Source organism: Pseudomonas sp. MF09156 (assembly GCF_059862305.1).
The window spans coordinates 437295-457004 of record NZ_JCBCUR010000002.1 but is presented as its reverse complement, the minus strand read 5'-3'; the positions used below and the strand labels follow the sequence as shown (position 1 = coordinate 457004).

General features: G+C 62.6%; 16 protein-coding genes. 5 read left to right on the top strand and 11 right to left on the bottom strand.

Going from position 1 to position 19710, the window contains the following annotated elements; translation table 11 throughout:
- Nucleotides 1-103: 103 nt before the first annotated feature.
- From AC19YY_RS07885 to AC19YY_RS07865, 5 genes are all read right to left on the bottom strand, one after another.
- Complete coding sequence (locus AC19YY_RS07885) at nucleotides 104-1129, bottom strand: putative 2-aminoethylphosphonate ABC transporter substrate-binding protein (protein WP_169954956.1); 1026 nt, start codon at nucleotides 1127-1129, stop codon at nucleotides 104-106.
- Between the two features lie 26 nt (nucleotides 1130-1155).
- Nucleotides 1156-2880 (bottom strand): putative 2-aminoethylphosphonate ABC transporter permease subunit, encoded by a 1725-nt coding sequence (locus tag AC19YY_RS07880; protein ID WP_170057574.1) that lies wholly within the window; start codon nucleotides 2878-2880, stop codon nucleotides 1156-1158.
- A 1-nt stretch (nucleotide 2881) separates the two neighbouring features.
- On the bottom strand, nucleotides 2882-3946 hold the full coding sequence (locus AC19YY_RS07875; RefSeq protein WP_169954958.1) for a putative 2-aminoethylphosphonate ABC transporter ATP-binding protein: 1065 nt from the start codon (nucleotides 3944-3946) through the stop codon (nucleotides 2882-2884).
- A 235-nt stretch (nucleotides 3947-4181) separates the two neighbouring features.
- The gene (locus AC19YY_RS07870; protein WP_169954959.1) at nucleotides 4182-5045 is read right to left on the bottom strand and encodes a LysR substrate-binding domain-containing protein; all 864 of its coding nucleotides are present in this window, start codon (nucleotides 5043-5045) and stop codon (nucleotides 4182-4184) included.
- A gap of 16 nt (nucleotides 5046-5061) precedes the next feature.
- The gene (locus tag AC19YY_RS07865; RefSeq protein ID WP_170042138.1) at nucleotides 5062-7374 is read right to left on the bottom strand and encodes a heavy metal translocating P-type ATPase; all 2313 of its coding nucleotides are present in this window, start codon (nucleotides 7372-7374) and stop codon (nucleotides 5062-5064) included.
- Nucleotides 7375-7459: 85 nt separating this feature from the next.
- Between AC19YY_RS07865 and cadR the strand changes: the two genes are divergently transcribed.
- Complete coding sequence (gene cadR, locus AC19YY_RS07860; protein WP_169954961.1) at nucleotides 7460-7909, top strand: Cd(II)/Pb(II)-responsive transcriptional regulator; 450 nt, start codon at nucleotides 7460-7462, stop codon at nucleotides 7907-7909.
- 114 nt (nucleotides 7910-8023) lie between these two features.
- On the opposite strand, the gene AC19YY_RS07855 is transcribed toward cadR, so the two are convergent.
- Nucleotides 8024-8995 carry a thymidylate synthase gene (locus tag AC19YY_RS07855; RefSeq protein ID WP_029289382.1) on the bottom strand — a complete coding sequence of 324 codons (972 nt, stop codon included), beginning with the start codon at nucleotides 8993-8995 and terminating at the stop codon, nucleotides 8024-8026.
- Between the two features lie 51 nt (nucleotides 8996-9046).
- Nucleotides 9047-9859: a prolipoprotein diacylglyceryl transferase gene (gene lgt / locus AC19YY_RS07850; protein ID WP_169954962.1), complete on the bottom strand. Its 813-nt coding sequence runs from the start codon at nucleotides 9857-9859 to the stop codon at nucleotides 9047-9049.
- Nucleotides 9860-10072: 213 nt separating this feature from the next.
- On the opposite strand from lgt, the gene AC19YY_RS07845 reads away from it, so the two are divergent.
- Nucleotides 10073-10819, top strand: a complete 747-nt coding sequence (locus tag AC19YY_RS07845; protein ID WP_500604033.1) for an NRDE family protein — start codon at nucleotides 10073-10075, stop codon at nucleotides 10817-10819.
- Between the two features lie 111 nt (nucleotides 10820-10930).
- Here AC19YY_RS07845 and ptsP read toward each other — a convergent pair whose 3' ends face one another.
- Both ptsP and AC19YY_RS07835 read right to left on the bottom strand, forming a co-directional pair.
- A complete protein-coding gene (gene ptsP / locus AC19YY_RS07840) occupies nucleotides 10931-13210 on the bottom strand; it encodes a phosphoenolpyruvate--protein phosphotransferase (RefSeq protein ID WP_169954964.1) in 2280 nt (759 codons plus the stop codon).
- Between the two features lie 22 nt (nucleotides 13211-13232).
- The gene (locus tag AC19YY_RS07835; protein WP_032858866.1) at nucleotides 13233-13712 is read right to left on the bottom strand and encodes an RNA pyrophosphohydrolase; all 480 of its coding nucleotides are present in this window, start codon (nucleotides 13710-13712) and stop codon (nucleotides 13233-13235) included.
- A 143-nt stretch (nucleotides 13713-13855) separates the two neighbouring features.
- On the opposite strand from AC19YY_RS07835, the gene AC19YY_RS07830 reads away from it, so the two are divergent.
- A complete protein-coding gene (locus AC19YY_RS07830) occupies nucleotides 13856-14512 on the top strand; it encodes a histidinol-phosphatase (RefSeq protein WP_172313674.1) in 657 nt (218 codons plus the stop codon).
- Nucleotides 14513-14624: 112 nt separating this feature from the next.
- Here AC19YY_RS07830 and AC19YY_RS07825 read toward each other — a convergent pair whose 3' ends face one another.
- Both AC19YY_RS07825 and ilvA read right to left on the bottom strand, forming a co-directional pair.
- Nucleotides 14625-15038, bottom strand: coding sequence for a DUF2269 family protein (locus AC19YY_RS07825; RefSeq protein WP_170042135.1), 414 nt, complete (start codon nucleotides 15036-15038; stop codon nucleotides 14625-14627).
- Nucleotides 15039-15078: 40 nt separating this feature from the next.
- Entirely contained in the window at nucleotides 15079-16593 is a 1515-nt protein-coding gene (gene ilvA / locus AC19YY_RS07820; RefSeq protein WP_169954967.1) for a threonine ammonia-lyase, biosynthetic, read from the bottom strand.
- Between the two features lie 136 nt (nucleotides 16594-16729).
- Between ilvA and rpiA the strand changes: the two genes are divergently transcribed.
- Together rpiA and AC19YY_RS07810 are read left to right on the top strand one after the other, a co-directional pair.
- Complete coding sequence (rpiA, locus tag AC19YY_RS07815) at nucleotides 16730-17401, top strand: ribose-5-phosphate isomerase RpiA (RefSeq protein ID WP_076963671.1); 672 nt, start codon at nucleotides 16730-16732, stop codon at nucleotides 17399-17401.
- Between the two features lie 362 nt (nucleotides 17402-17763).
- A complete protein-coding gene (locus AC19YY_RS07810) occupies nucleotides 17764-19710 on the top strand; it encodes an autotransporter domain-containing protein (protein WP_500604032.1) in 1947 nt (648 codons plus the stop codon).

The following is a 19710-nucleotide window of genomic DNA, read 5'->3' as shown; positions in this document are numbered from 1 at the left end:
AAACCGCTATCGCCGGCAAGCCAGCTCCTACAGGGTGAATTGTGAACACCTTCAAATGTGGGAGCTGGCTTGCCGGCGATAAGGCCATCAGCCCCAACGAATATTATTGACCTGCCACTTTCTCCGACTTGCCGTCATAGCGCTTGCGCCATTCAGCCAGGATGTTGTCACGGTTCTTCGAGGCCCAGGCAAAATCGTTCTTGATCAGGCGCTGCTCATAGTCCGCCGGCAATTCGGTCTGCGGCTTGGCAATGCCCGGCTGGGCCAGCACCGCGAAGTTTTCCTTGTACAGCTCCATCGCTGCGGGGCTGGCGGAGAAGTCGGCGAGTTTCTGCGCTGCTTCCGGGTGGGCCGTGCCCTTGATCAGCGCAGTGGCTTCGATATCCCAGCCCAGGCCTTCCTTGGGCAAGACGATGTCCAGCGGCGCGCCCTGGCGTTTCAACTGTACCGCCGGGTATTCGAAGGAAATGCCGATCGGGAACTCACCCGAAGCCGCCAGCTTGCACGGCTTGGAACCGGAGTGCACGTACTGGCCGATGTTCTGGTGCAGGTCATCCATGTACTGCCAGCCCTGCTTCTCACCGAAAGTCTGCAACCAGGCGCTGACGTCGAGAAAGCCGGTGCCGGACGACGCCGGGTTAGGCATGACGATCTTGCCCTTGTACTCGGGCTTGGTCAGGTCCTGCCAGCTGATGGGTTTGCTCAAGCCCTGTTTCTCGGCTTCGACGGTGTTGAAGCAAATCGTCGCGGCCCACACGTCCATGCCGACCCAGGCCGGTGGGTTGGCAGCGTCGCGGTAGTTCTTGCCAATCTTGTCCAGATCCTTTGGCGCATAGCTTTGCAGCATGCCTTGCTGATCGAGGATCGCCAGGCTGGAAGCCGCCAGGCCCCACACCGCATCGGCTTGCGGGCGGGATTTTTCCGCCAGCAGCTTGGCGGTGATGATCCCGGTGGAGTCGCGCACCCACTTGATCTCGACGTCCGGGTTGGCCGCCTCGAAGGCTTTTTTGTAGGTCTTCAACTGCTCGGCTTCAAGGGCCGTGTACACGGTCAACTCGGTCTTGGCAGCAAAGGCATTCAGGCTGAACGCGGTGAGCACAGCAGCGGCGAGGGCCAGGGGCTTGAACATGGTGCGTTTCCTTGTGGGGGGCAGAGTTATTGACCGGGCGCGGTTTGGCGCCAGGCCTGGGAGCGGCGCAACAAACCGCGTGAGGCCCACGCCAGCAGCAGCGAGACGCTGGCTGAGGTGAACAGAATCAGGGTCGACATGGCCGCCGCGCCGCCTACGTTGCCGGCGTCGTCCATGTTCAGCACGGCCACTGCGGCGAGGATGGTGTCGGGGCTGTAGAGAAAGATCGCGGCCGATACGGTGGTCATCGCCGAGACAAACAGGTAGCGCAGGATGTCCAACAGCGCCGGCAGGCAGATCGGCACGGTGACCCGCAAAAAGTGGCGGTACAGCGGCGCCTTGAGCGACAGCGCGGCGGCTTCGAACTCGGCGTCGAGTTGGCGCAGGGCCGTGGTGGCGGTCATTTGCGCGGTGGTCAAATAGTGAGCAATGGTGCACACCACCAGCAGCGTCATGGTCCCGTAGAGCACATGCAGCGGGTTGCCGTTGAGGTTGAAAAAGAACACGTAGCCCAGGCCCAGCACCAGGCCCGGCACCGCCATCGGCACAAAGCTGAGCATGCGCAGCGCCAGGTTGAGGCCTTTTTGCCCCTTGGTCTTTTCCATCAGATAAGCGCCGGTGAAGATCAGTACGCTGCCGATCAGTGCGGTGCAGATCGCCATGGTCAGGCTGTTGCGATAGGCCAGCCAGCCGCCGCCGGCGGTGTCATTGAACTGGTAGTGGTTGAGCGACAGCGACAGGTTGTACGGCCAGAACTTCACCAGCGACGAGTACACCGCCATGCCGAACACCAACAGCAGCACCGCGCAGATCAGCAGCACAATCGCCAGGTAACAGCCATCACGCAGGCGCGATGGCGCCGGCTGGAACACCTGGGCGCGGCCGCTCATGGAGTCGCCGTGGCGCCGGCGCAGCCAGGTATCCACCGCAAAACTGAGCAGCGCCGGCAACAGCAGCACCATGCCGATCAGGGCACCACGACCGAATTGCTGCTGGCCGACCACGGCCTTGTAGGCTTCCAGCGCCAGCACTTGATAGTCGCCGCCCACCACCACCGGCACGCCGAAGTCGGTGATGGTCAGGGTGAACACCAGGCAGAACGCGGCGAACACCGCCTGGCGTGTCGCCGGCCAGGTGATGCTGCGAAACGCCCGGGCCGGGCTGGCGCCCATGCTTGAGGCGGCATCGAACAGCCGCGCGTCCGCCAGGGACAGCGCCGACAGCAGGATCATCAGCGCGTGGGGAAAGGTGTAGATCACTTCACCGAGGACAATCCCCCAGAAGCCGTAGATGTTGTCTGACAGCAAACCGCGCAACATGCCCTGGTTGCCGAACAGGTACACCAGGGCGATGCCCGGCAACATCGACGGCGCCATCAGCGGCAGCAACGACAGGCCGCGCCAGAGGGTCTTGCCGGGGATCAGCGTGCGTTGCAGGGCGTAGGCAAACAGGTAGGCCAGGGGTACGACAATGATCGCGACGCTCAGGGAAACCTTCAGGCTATTGCCCAGCAGCCAATGGAAGTTGGCGCTGGTCAGCAACTCGCGCGCGGCCACCAGGCCGCCGCCCTGGCCGTCTTCGGCGCTGAAACCGCGCCAGAAGATCGCCAGCAGCGGCAGCAGCACGGCGACGCCCAACAGGCACAGCAACAGCAGCTTGCCGCCCAGCACAAAGATGCGGTCGCCGATTTGCGCACGGGAAGCCTGACGGGCCACGCGGCCGGGTACCGGCAGGCTCATATCAACGGCCATCTCAGGCAAACACCTGCAGGCTGCGCGGCGGCAGTGCCACCCAGATGTCCTGTGCGCCCAGGCGTGGCATGGCTTCCGGCGCCAGTTCGGCCAGCAGTGAATGGCCGGGCAACTGGTCCAGTTCAAAGCTCATGCGGCAACGGTTGCCGAGGAAGGTGATCTCGCGGACCTTGGCCGGGAACAGGTTTTCTTCGTGTACCGGCGGGTTGACGCTGATCGCTTCCGGCCGGCAGAACAGGCGGCCCGACGCGGCTTTGCCGCAGTCATCGGCCAGGCGCACGTTCATCCCGCCGACCTGGGCGTGGCTGGCGCTGTTGCGGCTGAACGGCAGCCAGTTGCCCTGGCCGACAAACTCGGCCACGAACGGCGTGGCCGGGCGGTCGTAGATTTCTTGCGGGGTGGCGTACTGCTCGACCTTGCCGTTGTTCATCACGGCGATGCGGTCGGCCATCAGCATGGCCTCGTCCTGATTGTGCGTGACCATCAGGGTGGTGATGCCCAGGCGGCGTTGCAGTTGGCGCAGCTCGGTACACAGGTGCTCGCGCACTCGGGCATCGAGGGCCGACATCGGTTCGTCCAGCAGCAACAACGACGGGGCCGGCGCCAGGGCACGGGCCAGGGCGACGCGCTGTTGCTGGCCGCCGGACAGTTGGCCGGGGTATTTTTTTTCGCTGCCGGTCAGGCCCACCAGTTCCAGCATCTGCGCCACGCGCTTGCGCACTTCATCGCGACCGCTGCCGGTCAGGCCGTAGCCGATGTTGGCCTCGACGCTGAGATTGGGAAACAGCGCGTAGGACTGGAACAGAATGCCGTAGTCCCGCGCCTGGGGTGCCAGTAGGGAAACGTCGCGATCACCCAGGTACAACTCGCCGCTGTCCTGGCGTTCCAGGCCGGCGATGCAGCGCAGCAAGGTGGTCTTGCCGCAGCCCGAGGGACCGAGCAGGCACACCAGTTCACCGGCGGCGACGTCCAGGGACACATGGTCCAGGGCAGTAAAGGCGCCAAAGCGCTTCTGGATACCACGCACCTTCATCGGCGCGCCGGGGTTGAGCTGGGCTGTGTTCATGGTGGCACCTCATCAAACTGATGAAGGCCATGCTAGGGAGCAAATGCGTCCCTGGTGTGGCAGGAAGGCAAAAGCGGGTGATAGTGGTATTGGTGGATTTGGGTAGGGGTATAGCCTTGGGGTGTTTGGTCTACCGCTATCGCAGGCAAGCCAGCTCCCACATTTTGATCTGTGAATACATTCAAATGTGGGAGCTGGCTTGCCTGCGATGGCGATTTCATAGCCATCCACCTTTTCAGAGTGGCGACATTTCCTGCGCCAACCCCAGAAACGCCGCCGGCAACCGCGCACCTTTGCGCTCTTTAAGGCAGTACAGGTACTCGGGAATCTGCGGCGCATTCTCGATGGTCAGCACCCGCAGTTGCGGGTCATGGGGCACTTCCTGGCGGGCGATGATACTGATGCCGATGTTGCGCAGCACCGCCTCGCGAATCGATTCGCGGCTGCCAATTTCCAGCAGCGGCCCATAACTCACGCCAGCGCCCTTGAGCATCTCTTCAGTCAGGCGCCGGGTGGTGGACCCTGCCTCGCGCATCAACAGGGTATGCCCCGCCAGCGCACTGAGCGGCACATGCTCCAGCACGGCCAACGGGTGATTGCGATGCACCGCCAGTACCAGTGGATCGGTGCCCAGCACCCGGCGGATCAGGCGCGGGTCGTCCAGCAGTTGCGAGGAGGCGGCGACGTCCACCCGGTAATCATCCAGGGCTTCGAGGACCTGCTGGGAATTGCCGATTTCCACCGCCACTTCCACGTGGGGCAAGCGTTCGCGAAAGGTTTTCACCAGGTCGAGGATGTAATAGGGCGCGGTCGCGGCGATCCGCAACGTGCCCTGGACCTGGCCACTGTTGCGCAGGAAAAACTCGATATCCGCTTCCTGTTGCAACAGCGCCTTGACCATCGGCATCAACCGCGCGCCTTCGTCGCTGACGGTGAGGCGGCGGCCACCGCGGTAGAACAGCTCAACTGCGTACTGGCTTTCCAGATGGCGGATCTGGGTGGTCACCGTGGGTTGGCTCAGGCCGAGTTTTTTCGCCGCCTGGGTAATACTGCCCAGGCGGGCAACCATGTAAAACGCCTTCAACTCGGCACTCAGCACACCACCCTCTCATCGACTATTTGCGCAGCAGGCGCAGACCATTGAACACCACCAGCAGGCTCACGCCCATGTCGGCGAACACCGCCATCCACATAGTTGCCATGCCCATGAAGGTGACCGCCAGGAAGATCGCCTTGATCACCAGCGCCAGGGCAATGTTCTGCTTGAGGATACTCGACGTTTGTCGCGACAAGCGTATGAATGCCGGAATCTTGCGCAAATCGTCGTCCATCAGCGCAACGTCGGCGGTCTCGATGGCCGTGTCGGTGCCCGCTGCAGCCATGGCAAAGCCAATCTCGGCGCGGGCCAGGGCCGGGGCGTCGTTGATGCCGTCGCCGACCATGCCGACCCGGTGGTTTTTCCCGTACAGGTCCTCGATAGCCTTGAGCTTGTCGGTGGGCAGCAGGTCGCCCTGGGCCTGGTCGATGCCCACCTGGGCGGCAATTGCCTGGGCGGTGTGGGTGTTGTCGCCGGTGAGCATCAGGGTCTTGATGCCCAGCTCGTGCAACTGCTGGATGGCTTCGCGGCTGCTGTCCTTGACCGTATCGGCCACGGCGAACAGCGCCAGCGGGCCAGATGTGTCGAGCAGCAGCACCACCGACTTGCCTTGTTTTTCCAGGGCGAAGAGTTTCTCTTCGAGGGCCGGCGAGCACAGGCCCAGTTCTTCCACCAGGCGATGGTTGCCCAGGTGATAGACCTGGCCATTGATCTCGCCGCGCACCCCGCGCCCGGCCAGGGCTTCGAAGTTATCCACAGCCTGTAGCGGGAGTTTTTTATCCACAGCGGCATTGGCGATCGCCAGCGACACCGGGTGGTCGGAACGCGCGGCCAGGCTGGCGGCCAAGGCCGGCGCGCGGTCCTCCAAGTTGGGGAACAACGCCAGGTAGTCGGTCTGCACCGGCTTGCCGTGGGTGATGGTGCCAGTCTTGTCCAGGGCCAGGTAGTCGAGCTTGTAGCCGGCCTCCAGGTACACGCCGCCCTTGATCAGGATGCCTTTGCGCGCAGCGGCAGCCAGGCCGCTGACGATGGTCACCGGGGTGGAAATCACCAGGGCACAAGGGCACGCGACCACCAACAGCACCAGGGCGCGGTAGATCCAGTCGAACCACACCGCGCCCATGAACAGCGGCGGGATCACGGCCACGCCGAGGGCAAACAGGAACACCGCCGGGGTGTAGATTTTCGAGAAGCTGTCGACAAAGCGCTGGGTCGGCGCTCGCGAACCCTGGGCCTGTTCCACTGCATGGATGATGCGCGCCAGCGTCGAGTTGTTGGCGGCAGCGGTCACCCGGTATTCCAGGGAACCGGCCTGGTTGATGGTGCCGGCGAAGACTTTATCGCCCACGGTCTTCTCGATCGGCAGGCTCTCGCCAGTGATCGGCGCCTGGTCGATGGTGGACTGGCCGGCAGTGACTTCACCGTCCAGACCAATGCGCTCGCCGGGACGTACCCGCACGACAGCGCCCAGTTCAATGGTCTTGACCTCTTGTTCGACCCAGCTACCGTCAGCCTGGCGCACCGTGGCCCGCTCCGGGGTCATCTGCATCAAGCCACTGATGGCATTGCGCGCACGGTCCAGGGACTTGGCCTCGATCAACTCGGCCACGGTAAACAGGAACATCACCATCGCCGCTTCCGGCCACTGGCCGATCAGGATCGCACCGGTCACGGCGATGCTCATCAGCGCGTTGATGTTCAGGTTGAGGTTTTTCAGGGCAATCCAGCCCTTTTTGTAGGTGGTGAGGCCGCCACTGAGGATCGACACCAGCGCCACCAGCGCCACCACCCAGGTCGGGGCCGCGTCAGTGAAATGGATCACCTCTGCTGCCAGGGCGCAAAAACCAGACAGGGCCAGCGGCCACCAGTGCTTCTTGGCCGGTGGTGCGGCGGCCGGCACGCCCTCTTCGATCGGATCGGCCTGCATGCCCAGGGACTTGATGGCCTCGACGATCGGCGCGGTGCTCGGCAGGTCGTGGGTCACGCCGAGGATACGGTTGATCAGGTTGAATTCCAGTTGCTGCACACCGGCCATCTTGCCCAGTTTGTTCTGGATCAGCGTCTGCTCAGTGGGGCAGTCCATGGCCTCAATGCGGAAGGTACTCAGGCGCGCGTTGGCGCTGGTTGCTTGCGTCAACGTCACCAACGACGGGGCTGCGGCGCCGGAACAGCAGGAGCCGCCACCGTGATCATGCTTTTTCACAGGCGCAAGCTTTTGCGCGTGATCATGATGGCTATGATCATGGCCGTGGTCGTGATGGCTGTGATCATGGTCGTGATCATGATCGTGGCTGTGGTCGTGCTTGTGCGGGGTGCGCAGGGAATCGCTCATTGTGTCGCGTCCATGAAGGTGCCTGTTGCCAAGTAAAGACCCTGTAGCCACTATAGGGTCAAGCACCCTTTTGGAGATTGCTGCGATGAAGATCGGCGAACTGGCAAAACTGACCGACTGCCCGGTGGAAACCATCCGTTATTACGAGAAAGAAGGCCTGCTGCCACCACCGGCGCGCAGTGAGGGCAACTACCGGCTGTACACCCAGGCGCACACCGAGCGCCTGACCTTTATCCGCAACTGCCGCAGCCTGGACATGACCCTGGAGGAAATCCGCAGCCTGCTCGGCCTGCGTGACAGCCCCCAGGACCAGTGCGAGAGCGTGAATGCACTGATCGACGAGCATATCCATCACGTCAAGGCGCGGATTGACGGGTTGCTGGCCTTGCAGACACAACTACTCGACCTGCGCCAGCGCTGTGGCGAAGGGCCGGAGATCGACCAGTGTGGGATTTTGCAGCGGCTGGAGGTCAGTGGGAGTGTGGCGGCCAGTGAGGCGGAGCACTCACATGTGGGTCGTAGTCACGGCCATTAGATAATGGGGTAACTGAGCTGACGCCATCGCAGGCAAGCCAGCTCCCACATGTGCCTGAGTACTCGGTCACATGTAGGAGCTGGCTTGCCTGCGATGCAGACGATGCGGTCTCGACTAGACCGCCATCGGCGCCGTCATCGGCGCATGGTGCTCATAGCCTTCCAGCGAGAAGTCGCCAGGCTCGATCAGCTCCAGCCACTCCGGCTGGTACACGCCGGTCTTGGCAAACTCCGGCACGCGCTCGCTGATCACCAACTTCGGCGCGGCGAATGGCTCGCGCTTGAGCTGTTCGTTGAGCATGTCCAGGTGGTTCTCGTAGACGTGCGCATCACCGATGAAATAGGTGAACCAGCGCGGCGTGTAGCCGGTCAGGCGCCCGATCAGGCTCAGCAGCGCGGCGCCTTCGGTGAGGTTGAACGGCGTGCCTAGGCCCAGGTCGTTGGAACGGATGTAGAGGGTCAGGGAGATTTCCTTGGTCTCGACATTCGGGTGGAACTGGTACAACAGGTGGCACGGCGGCAAGGCCATTTCATCGAGCTGGGCGCAGTTCCAGCCGTGGAACAGGATGCGCCGGCTGCCCGGGTCCTTGATGATGGTGTCGACACACTGGCGGATCTGGTCGATGGCCTTGTACAGCACCACGTAGGCCTGGCCGTCTTCCTCGCCTTCGGCGATCTGGCGATAGCCCTGGGCCAGGGTCTGCTCGATAGCGGCCTGGTTGCTTAGCGGGATCTGCTTGTACGCCGGCCATTTGCGCCATTGCACGCCGTAGATCTCGCCCAGGTCGTCCTCGCCCTGGCGGAACGGGTTGGCCAGCCACTGCGCGTTTTCGTTGGCGTTCTGGTCCCAGACCTTGCAGCCCAGGGCGCGGAATTCGGCGGCGTTATTCACCCCACGCAAAAAGCCGCACATCTCGCCAATCGCCGATTTGAAGGCCATTTTGCGGGTGGTGATGGCCGGGAAGCCTTCCTGCAGGTCAAAGCGCAACATCGCACCGGGGAAGCTGATGGTGTTCACGCCAGTGCGGTTGGCCTGCTTGGTGCCGTTGTTGATGACGTGGGAAACCAGCTCGAGATATTGCTTCATGACATTACCTGTATCGGTGAAGCCGAGGCCCTCGGGCCTCGGCGTTCGAATTTATAGCGCAGTGGTCTTGATCGCCTGTGGGCGGTTGTAAGCCCACCAGAGCAGGCCCAGGCCAACAAGAATCATCGGAATGCTCAGTACCTGACCCATGGTCAGCCAGCCGAACGCCAGGTAGCCCAACTGCGCATCCGGCACCCGCACGAACTCGACGATGAAACGGAAAATCCCGTAGAACAGGGCGAACATCCCCGAAACCGCCATGGTCGGCCGCGGTTTGCGCGAGTAGATATAGAGGATCAGGAACAGCGCCACACCTTCCAGGGCGAACTGGTACAACTGCGACGGATGGCGCGCCAACTGCGCCGGGTCGCTGAACGGCGGGAACACCATGGCCCACGGCACATCGGTCGGCTTGCCCCACAGCTCGGCGTTGATGAAGTTACCGATCCGCCCGGCACCCAGGCCAATCGGCACCATAGGCGCGACAAAATCCATCAGTTGGAAGAACGACTTACCGTTGCGCCGGCCAAACCACCAGGCCGCGAGCATCACGCCGATAAAGCCGCCGTGGAACGCCATGCCGCCCTTCCATACCTCGAAAATCAGGGTCGGGTTGGCCAGGTACGCGCTCAGGTCGTAGAACAGCACATAGCCCAGGCGCCCGCCGACGATCACGCCCATCGACATCCAGAACACCATGTCGGAGAGCTTCTCCTTGGTCCAGGTCGGGTCGAAGCGGTTCAGGCGTCGGGAAGCCAACAGCCAGGCGCCGCCGATGCCGATCAGGTACATCAACCCGTACCAGTGGATTTTCAGCGGACCGATGGCCAGGGCCACCGGGTCGATCTGCGGGTAAGGCAGCATTGCGACTCCTCGTTAAATCATTCGTTATTGCGCACGGACCTTGCCGGTGGACGATTAAGCCTGCGTTACAGCAGCTCGATCAAATGAAGAAGTTCGCACCCGCGCCAAGCAGCCTGGCATGTTAACGGATGGGAGGCATCTGGCCCAACTTCGATACGATGGATAGCCGGCGGTTCTATGGGTAGAGTGAGCAAAACACAAAAGGATCGCCTTATGTGCCTGATTGTTTTCGCCTGGCGGCCGGGCCATGCCCAGCCGCTGATCGTCGCGGCCAACCGTGACGAATTCTACGCCCGGCCCAGCCTGCCCTTGGCCCAGTGGCCGGATGCACCGCAGGTGTATGCCGGTCGCGACCAGGAAGCGGGGGGCACTTGGCTGGGGGTCGGCGCCGATGGACGGTTTGCCGCGCTGACCAATATCCGCGACCCGCACCAGCCACCGGCGCGCAAGTCCCGCGGCGAGTTGGTAGCGCGCTTTCTCGGCGGTTCGCTGCCGGTTGCCGACTACTTGGCCGAGGTTAACGGCAGATCGATTGAATATGCCGGATTCAACCTGTTGCTTGGCACGCCGCACGAGCTGTGGCACTACAACGCCAATGAATCGGCCCCCACCCAACTGACGGCCGGGATCTATGGCTTATCCAACGCCGGGCTGGATACGCCCTGGCCCAAGCTGCTCAAGGCCAAGACGGCACTGGCCCAAGTGCTGAGTGATCCGCAGCCGGATGCCTTGCTGGGGATTTTGAGCGACCCGCAGACCGCTCCTTTTGCCGAGTTGCCGGATACCGGGGTGGGGTTGGCTACGGAGAGTTTGTTGTCGAGTGTGTTTATCGCCAGCCCTAGTTATGGGACGCGGGCGAGTACCGCGCTGATTGTGCATGCCGATGGGCTGCGACATATGCTCGAACGCAGCTTTGGGCCCCATGGGGGGCGGTTGGGCGAGGTGGAACTCAAGATCTAACAGCGCCGCAGGTCAACTGTGGGAGCGGGCTTGCCCGCGATAGCATTGGATCAGTCGGCATCTTAGTTGACTGACCTACCGCAATCGCGGGCAAGCCCGCTCCCACATTTTTTAGAGGGTTTTCGTCGCGGTCGGATTGATCATCCGCGCCAACCCCAGGCTTTTCAGGGCCAATTGCAGCGAGCTGTGGATAACTTGCGGGTTGTCGATGGTCATCAGTTCCGCCAGCAAGTCCTTGGCCTTGCTCAGGTTGATCTGGCGCAGCATCCACTTGACCTTGGGCAAGTTGGTGGCGTTCATCGACAGGCTGTCAAAGCCCATGGCCATCAACAGCACCGCCGCCGCCGGATCACCGGCCATTTCCCCGCAGATACTTACCGGCTTGCCTTCGGCATGAGCATCGCGCACCACGTTCTGCAAGGCTTGCAGCACCGCCGGGTGCAGGTAGTCGTAGAGGTCGGCCACCCGCGGGTTGTTGCGGTCCACGGCCAGCAGGTATTGGGTCAGGTCGTTGGAGCCCACCGACAGGAAGTCCACCTGCCGCGCCAGTTCCTTGGCCTGGTACACCGCGGCCGGGATTTCGATCATCACGCCAATCGGCGGCATCGGCACGTCGGCGCCTTCGTCGCGCACTTCGCCCCAGGCCCGGTGGATCAGGTGCAGGGCTTCTTCCAGCTCGTGGGTGCCGGAGATCATCGGCAGGAGAATGCGCAGGTTGTTCAGGCCTTCGCTGGCCTTGAGCATGGCGCGGGTCTGGACGAGGAAGATTTCGGGGTGGTCGAGGGTAACGCGGATACCGCGCCAGCCAAGGAAGGGGTTGTCTTCCTTGATGGGGAAATAAGACAGTGACTTGTCGCCGCCGATGTCCAGGCTGCGCATCGTCACCGGTAACGGATGGAAGGCGGACAGTTGCTCGCGATAAATCGCCAGCTGCTCCTTCTCGCTCGGGAAACGTTGGTTGATCATGAACGGCACTTCGGTGCGGTACAGGCCCACCCCTTCAGCGCCACGTTGTTGCGCACGCGCCACGTCCGCCAGCAGGCCAGTATTGACCAGCAGCGGTACACGGTGGCCGTCGAGGGTCACGCAGGGCAGTTCGCGCAGGGCATCGAGCCCCTGGGACAGCTGGCGCTCCTCCTCGACAACTTCGGCGTACTGCTTGCGCAGCACCTCGCTGGGGTTGGTGAACACCTCGCCACGGTGCCCGTCGACGATCATCGAAATGCCGTCGACCTTGGAATACGGCAGGTCCACCAGGCCCATCACTGTCGGGATGCCCATGGCACGGGCCAGGATCGCCACGTGGGAGTTGCCCGAACCCAATACCGAGACCAGGCCCACCAGTTTGCCTTCCGGCACTTCGCCGAGCATGGTGGCGGTCAGTTCTTCACTGATCAGGATGGTGTTGTCGGGGTAGACCAGGTTGGTGGTGCGGTCTTCCTGCAGGTAGGCCAGCAGGCGCCGACCGAGGTCGCGCACATCCGAGGCGCGCTCGCGCAGGTAGGCGTCGTCCATCAATTCAAAGCGGTTGACGTGATCGGTGACCACCTGGCGCAGCGCGCCCTGGGCCCACTGGCCGGTCTTGATCACGGTCTTGACTTCGTTACCCAGGGACGCGTCGTCGAGCATCATCTGGTACACGTCGAACAGCGCCCGTTCTTCGGGGCGCAACTGGGTGGCCAGCTTGGTCGACAGGTTGCGCATATCGGCGCGCACGCCTTCCAGGGCGGTCTTGAACAGTTTGATTTCCGCGTCGATGTCGTCGACGGACTTGTCCGGCACCACATCGAGGTCGGCCGGCGGCAGCATGACCACTGCAGTACCGACCGCCGCACCCGGCGAACCCGGTACGCCGACGAACTTGGCTTCCTGGATCCCCTTGCCCTGGCGCCCCAGGCCGCGAATCGAGCCGGTGGCTTCGGCGTGGGCGATCACCCCGGCCAACTGCGCGCTCATGGTCACGAGGAAGGCTTCTTCACCTTCATCGAACTGGCGGCGTTCTTTCTGCTGGATGACCAATACGCCGACAACGCGGCGGTGGTGGATGATCGGTGCGCCGAGGAATGAGGCATAGCGCTCTTCACCGGTTTCGGCAAAGTAGCGATAACGCGGGTGATCGGCCGCGTTTTCAAGGTTCAGGGGTTCTTCACGCGTCCCCACCAGGCCCACCAGACCTTCATTGGGCGCCATGCTGACCTTGCCGATGGAGCGCTTGTTCAAGCCCTCCGTAGCCATCAGCACAAAACGGTTGGTCTCGGGGTCCAGCAGGTAAACCGAGCAGACCTGGCTGCCCATGGCTTCCTTGACGCGCAACACAATAATCCCCAACGCCGCCTTGAGATCCTTGGCGGAGTTAACTTCCTGGACGATCTTGCGCAGCGTATTGAGCATGGCTCGGGGTCGAACTCCGTCGTCAGTCGCGCGCTAAAAGGCGCGGGGCAAGCTCTTTGAGAGCGCGACGATAAACCTCGCGCTTGAATGTCACCACCTGGCCCAACGGATACCAATAACTGACCCAGCGCCAGCCATCGAACTCCGGTTTACCGGTCAAATCCATACGCACCCGCTGCTCGTTGGAGACAAGGCGCAGCAGAAACCACTTTTGCTTCTGGCCGATGCACAGCGGTTGGCTGTGGGTACGCACCAGGCGTTGCGGCAAACGATAGCGCAACCAGCCTCGGGTACAGGCCAGAATTTGCACATCTTCGCGCTCCAGGCCGACTTCTTCGTTCAACTCACGGTACAGGGCGTCTTCAGGGGTTTCGTCGGGGTTGATCCCACCCTGGGGAAACTGCCAGGCATCTTGGTTGATTCGGCGAGCCCATAGCACCTGTCCGGCATCATTCGTAAGAATAATCCCGACATTTGGACGGAAACCATCGGGGTCGATCACGGCAACAACCTCGCAAACGCATGTCGCCGCATTGTTCCACAAAGCTTGTTGCAGCGGCAACGAGGCTGCTTACCTTATGTGCACTCTTGTGAAAAGACCGTATTCTGGACGCCTTTTTACAGACTTTTCAGCGAGTAACCGCAATGCGCCTGGCTTTATTCGACTTGGACAACACGCTTTTGGGCGGCGACAGTGACCACGCCTGGGGTGATTACCTGTGTGAGCGCGGCATCCTCGATGCCGTTGCCTACAAGACCCGCAACGACGAGTTCTACCAGGATTACCTGGCCGGCAAGCTGGACAACGCCGCGTACCTGAACTTCAGCCTGGAGATCCTCGGCAGCACCGAGATGGCCCAGCTCGACGAATGGCACCGCGACTTCATGCGCGACTGCATCGAGCCGCTGATGCTGCCCAAGGCGGCTGAACTGCTGGCCAAGCACCGCGCCGCCGGTGACACGCTGGTGATCATCACCGCCACCAACCGCTTTGTCACCGCGCCGATTGCCGCACGTTTGGGGGTTGAAACCCTGATCGCCACCGAATGCGAGATGGCCGATGGCCGCTACACCGGGCGCAGCACCGATGTACCGTGCTTTCGCGAGGGCAAGGTCACGCGCTTGAATCGTTGGCTGGAAGAGACCGGGTATAGCCTGCAAGACAGCTATTTCTATAGCGACTCGACGAATGACCTGCCGCTGCTGGAGCAGGTGACCCACCCGGTGGCGGTGGATCCGGACCCGAATCTGCGGGCCGAGGCCCAGAAGCGTGGCTGGCCGGTGATTAGCCTGCGCGGCTGATAAAGCTTTCGCGAGCAAGCCCGCTCCCACATTCGACTGCATTCCAAAGGTGGAACCCGATCAAATGTGGGAGCGGGCTTGCTCGCGAATGAAGGCGACCCGGTTTCAAGCCTTAAACGGGTTTGGCACCCATCAACCCGGCAATCGCCACAAACCCCACCAGGCTGACAACCGCCAGGGCCAGGGTGAATTTCGCACTGCCCGTACCGCCCAGCCGCAGGCGATTGAGGCGCACCACCAGCCAGAACCAGGCAAGCGCCGCCACGGTGTAGATCACGCTGGAGCCCAGGATCCATGTCTGCCCCAATGGCCAGCCGATCAGGTGCACCAGCCACCAGCCGGTAAACGGCATGCTTACCAGGCTTACGCCCATCAACAACCAGACAAACAGCCATGGCCGGTGCAACGTAACCGCCGGGCCGGCGGCGCGCTTGCGCCAGCTCAGTACGGCCAGCGCCAGGCCACTGGCCAACAGCAGCACTGTTGCCACCATGTGGATCGTCTTGAGGGTCGTCAGATATTCCATGCTCTCGATTCCTTAAAGGCCGCCCAGTCAGCGTAGTCGCTCAACCGAGGAACAGCTGATAGGCCGGGTTGTCACTTTCATCCCAATACGGGTAGCCAATCGCTTCCAATGCCGCTGGCACCAGGTGGCGCTCGTTGGCCGGCACTTGCAGCCCAGCCACCACACGGCCATCGGCCGCGCCGTGGTTGCGATAGTGGAACATCGAGATGTTCCAGCGCCCGCCTAATTTATTCAGAAAGTTGAACAAGGCCCCCGGACGCTCCGGGAACTCGAAGCGAAACACCACTTCATTGCTGACATGCGCCGCATGCCCGCCGACCATATGGCGGATGTGCAGCTTGGCCAGTTCGTTCTCGGTCAGGTCCAGCACCGGGAAACCCTGCTCGCTCAGGCTGGCAATCAGCGCGCTGCGCGGGTCGGTTTCCGGGTGGGTCTGCACCCCGACAAAAATGTGCGCTTCACTGCCGGAGTGGTAGCGGTAGTTGAATTCGGTGATCTGGCGCTTGCCCACGGCCTCGCAGAAGGCCTTGAAGCTGCCCGGGCGCTCGGGGATGGTCACGGCAATGATCGCCTCGCGACCTTCGCCCAGCTCGGCGCGCTCGGCCACATGGCGCAGGCGGTCGAAGTTGACGTTGGCCCCGGAATCAATGGCGACAAAGGTCTGGCCGCTGACGCCACGGGTCTCCACATACTTCTTGATCCCGGCCACGCCCAATGCCCCTGCAGGCTCGGTGATGGAGCGGGTGTCGTCGTAGATATCCTTGATCGCCGCGCAGATTTCATCGGTGCTGACGGTGATCACTTCATCCACATAGTCCTTGCAGATATCGAAGGTGTGCTGGCCGATCTGCGCCACCGCCACGCCATCGGCAAAGATCCCCACGGCCGGCAGTACCACGCGTTCGCCCGCGGCCATGGCGGCTTGCAGGCAGTTGGAGTCGTCCGGCTCGACACCGATGATCTTGATCTCCGGGCGCAGGTACTTCACGTACGCCGCGATGCCGGCAATCAGGCCGCCGCCGCCCACCGGGACGAAAATCGCATCCAGCGGCCCTGGGTGCTGGCGCAGGATTTCCATCGCCACGGTGCCCTGCCCGGCAATGGTGTGTGGATCATCGTAGGGGTGAATATAGACGTAGCCTTTTTCGTCGACCAGTTTCAGCGAGTACGCCAGCGCTTCCGGGAAGGAGTCACCGTGCAGCACCACTTTGCCGCCACGGGAACGCACGCCTTCGACTTTGATCTCCGGGGTGGTCTTGGGCATCACGATGGTGGCCTTGACCCCCAGCACCTTGGCCGCCAGGGCCAGGCCCTGGGCATGGTTGCCCGCCGAGGCGGTGACCACGCCACGGGCACGTTCTTCGGCGCTCAGTTGGGTCAGCTTGTTGTAGGCGCCGCGAATCTTGAAGGAGAACACCGGCTGCAAGTCTTCACGCTTAAGCCAGACCTTGTTGCCCAGGCGCTCGGAGAGCTGGCGGGCGGTCTGCAACGGGGTTTCCACGGCAACGTCGTAAACGCGCGAGGTGAGGATCTTCTTGACGTACTGTTCGAGCATCGGAAAGCATCACTGGGCGGGTTGGGCAGGGCCGAGGAGTCTAACCCGCCTCTTGGCCGGACGACCACACGAATCCAGAGGTTTTGTTGGGTTATACTCGCGCCCCTCTTTACTCCCCGCCCGTTCCGGAGCCCGCATGACCCAGGATCAACTCAAACAGGCAGTGGCCCAGGCCGCCGTCGATTTAATCCTTCCTAAACTCGACGATAAAAGCATCGTCGGCGTCGGCACCGGCTCCACCGCCAATTGCTTTATCGATGCGCTGGCCCTGCACAAGGGCGCGTTCGACGGCGCCGTGGCCAGCTCCGAAGCCACCGCCGCGCGCCTCAAGGGCCATGGCATCCCGGTGTACGAGCTCAATACCGTGAGCGACCTGGAGTTCTACGTCGACGGCGCCGATGAAAGCGACGAGCACCTGAACCTGATCAAGGGCGGCGGCGCAGCCCTGACCCGCGAGAAGATCGTCGCAGCCGTGGCCAAGACCTTTATCTGCATCGCCGACGCCAGCAAGCTGGTGCCAGTGCTGGGCAACTTCCCGCTGCCCGTCGAAGTGATCCCCATGGCCCGCAGCCACGTGGCCCGCGAGCTGGTGAAACTGGGCGGCGACCCGGTGTACCGCGAAGGCGTGCTGACCGATAACGGCAACATCATCCTCGACGTATTCAACATGCAGATCACCAACCCGGTGGAGCTGGAGACCCAGATCAATGCCATCGTCGGCGTGGTCACCAACGGGTTGTTTGCAGCGCGGCCTGCCGATGTACTGCTGCTGGGGACCAGTGAAGGCGTGAAAACCCTCAAGGCCTAAGTACACGCAGAACCCCTGTGGGAGCGGGCTTGCTCGCGAATGCGGTGTGTCAGCTAGCAAAATCGGTGACTGGCACACCGCATTCGCGAGCAAGCCCGCTCCCACATTTTTGACCGCGCCCCATCCGATGTACATGTAACAAAAACGCTACTTTTCGCAGCATTCCCTCCCCCGTCTGCCCCAATTTGTGCGCCAGCTCACGGCATCCCCTGCCGTATCTGGTATCAAATCCGTTACAACTTATAGCCAGGCGACCCCCACTTCCAACAACGCGCCAATTCGCGACCGCCCCATGGAATGAGGCGCGCATTGTGCAATCGGTCCCGCCGAGCCACTCCCTCAACCACCTCAAGGAAGACCTTGTGATCAAGCCCCTAGCCCTCGCTGTCAGCGTTGCCTGTGCCCTGCTGTCGACTCAATCCCATGCCTACGACTACGGCGAGCACGCCAATGTCACCCTGGAAAAGCTGATCACCGACTACCCCGGCCGCTATCGCGGCACGGCCAACTTTGCCGGGGCCGCCGACTGGATGCAGAGCCAGATGGGCAGCGCCTACAACATCAGCCGCCAGGACTTCACCTGGAATGGCGGCAGCCGCGCCTCGCAGAACGTGGTGGCCTACGCCGCCGGTACCAAACCGCAATACGTAGTGATTGGCGCGCACTTCGACACCTACTTCGGCCGCCCGACCCTGCAAGGCCTGGACGACAACGGCTCCGGCGCCAGCGTGCTGACCGAAGTGGCGAAGAACCTCGGTGGCCTGCAACTGGAAAACGGCCTGCAGGTCGTCGGCTTCGGCGCCGAAGAGGAAGGCCTGCGCGGCTCCCGGGCGTTTGTCGACTCATTGAGCTCCAGCCAACGCGCCAATATGCTGGCCATGATCAACCTCGACAGCCTGATCACCGGCGACATGATGTACGCCCACGCCGGCCAGAACAGCACCGCCAACCCGGCCCTAGCGTCGTTGCGCGAACACACGTTCCAAATCGCCAAGGAGTTGAACATCAACCTGTTCACCAACCCCGGCCTGGACGCGCAATACCCCGCCGGCACCGGCTGCTGCAGTGACGGCGAGGCCTTCGAGGCGCTGAACATCCCGATCCTGTATATCGAAGCCACCAACTGGGAACTGGGCGCCCTGGACGGCTACACCCAGACCAACAACCCGGCAATCCCCGGCGGCTCGACGTGGCACGACCCCAATGAAGACAACAAGACGGTCCTGACCAACGCCTTCGGCCAGGAACGCATCGACCAGCGCCTGCGCGACTATTCGCGCCTGCTCAGTCGCCTGGTGCTGGAGCTGACCAATGCCGACTTGATGGCTTCCACCACCTCGGGCGGCGCGGTTGCGCGCAATATGCAGGACAACCTGCAGCGCCAGCACCAGGCCATGGTGCGCCTGCACGACCGTCGCTGGCTGACTTTGCAAGCGGCCAGCCGTGAAGTCGGCAGCTTCGATGGCGAGATCGGCGTGGACGGCGAATACAACCCGGACAGCGGCTTCGACACCGCCCCCAACCCAGAGGCCCGGCGCCTGGGCCTGCATGCCCTGGGCGACTATCAACTGAGCAGCAGCCTGAACATCGGCGCCAGCCTGAGCTACCTCAACGGCCGCGACAAGCTGGAACACCGTGGCAAGCTGCAAAGCGACACCTGGCAAGCCGCGGTCTACGCCTTGTTGAACGATGGCGGCCCGACCTGGCTGGCCGGAGACCTGAGCGTGGGCCACAGCAGCTTCGACTCCAAGCGCAACCTGCTGATCCAGGCCAACGGTGGCCCCGTGCTACTTAACCAGCAGTTGACTGGCGAGACCGATGCCCTGTCCCTGGGCGCCCGCGTGCTCGGCGGTTATGACTTCGACCTGGGCGCGATCAAGACCGGGCCGTTTGCCGGGCTCGATTACAGCCACTCGCGCATCGACAAGTTCCACGAGAAGCAGAACCTGCGCACCGCCCTTGAATATGAAGAACAGTCCTTCGATTCCCTGGAAGCCAGCCTCGGCTGGCGCGTGCGCGGTGCCGTGGCCCTGCCTTATGGCCTGAGCCTGATGCCCTACGGCGACATCGCCTGGGTCAAGGAATTGGCCGACGGCCGCCTCGACGACCTCGACCTGACCGCCCGCGCCGACGGCCAGGCCCGTACCGCACGCCTGGGCTCAGTGGACAAGAGCTTTGGCCGCGCACAGGTCGGCAGCCAATTGGCGATCACCCCGCAGCTTGGGGTGTACGCAGAGGTGAACGGCCGCCTGGGCCATGCCGAAGGCAGCCAGACCGGCTATTCGTTGGGTGTGCAGTGGATGTTCTGA

Bases quoted from the DNA above. Each gene is read 5' to 3' on its own strand.
- AC19YY_RS07885 (WP_169954956.1), bottom strand. From the start codon at position 1,129: ATGTTCAAGCCCCTGGCCCTCGCCGCTGCTGTGCTCACCGCGTTCAGC.
- AC19YY_RS07880 (WP_170057574.1), bottom strand. From the start codon at position 2,880: ATGGCCGTTGATATGAGCCTGCCGGTACCCGGCCGCGTGGCCCGTCAG.
- AC19YY_RS07875 (WP_169954958.1), bottom strand. From the start codon at position 3,946: ATGAACACAGCCCAGCTCAACCCCGGCGCGCCGATGAAGGTGCGTGGT.
- AC19YY_RS07865 (WP_170042138.1), bottom strand. From the start codon at position 7,374: ATGAGCGATTCCCTGCGCACCCCGCACAAGCACGACCACAGCCACGAT.
- cadR (WP_169954961.1), top strand. From the start codon at position 7,460: ATGAAGATCGGCGAACTGGCAAAACTGACCGACTGCCCGGTGGAAACC.
- AC19YY_RS07855 (WP_029289382.1), bottom strand. From the start codon at position 8,995: ATGAAGCAATATCTCGAGCTGGTTTCCCACGTCATCAACAACGGCACC.
- lgt (WP_169954962.1), bottom strand. From the start codon at position 9,859: ATGCTGCCTTACCCGCAGATCGACCCGGTGGCCCTGGCCATCGGTCCG.
- AC19YY_RS07845 (WP_500604033.1), top strand. From the start codon at position 10,073: ATGTGCCTGATTGTTTTCGCCTGGCGGCCGGGCCATGCCCAGCCGCTG.
- ptsP (WP_169954964.1), bottom strand. From the start codon at position 13,210: ATGCTCAATACGCTGCGCAAGATCGTCCAGGAAGTTAACTCCGCCAAG.
- AC19YY_RS07830 (WP_172313674.1), top strand. From the start codon at position 13,856: ATGCGCCTGGCTTTATTCGACTTGGACAACACGCTTTTGGGCGGCGAC.
- AC19YY_RS07825 (WP_170042135.1), bottom strand. From the start codon at position 15,038: ATGGAATATCTGACGACCCTCAAGACGATCCACATGGTGGCAACAGTG.
- ilvA (WP_169954967.1), bottom strand. From the start codon at position 16,593: ATGCTCGAACAGTACGTCAAGAAGATCCTCACCTCGCGCGTTTACGAC.
- rpiA (WP_076963671.1), top strand. From the start codon at position 16,730: ATGACCCAGGATCAACTCAAACAGGCAGTGGCCCAGGCCGCCGTCGAT.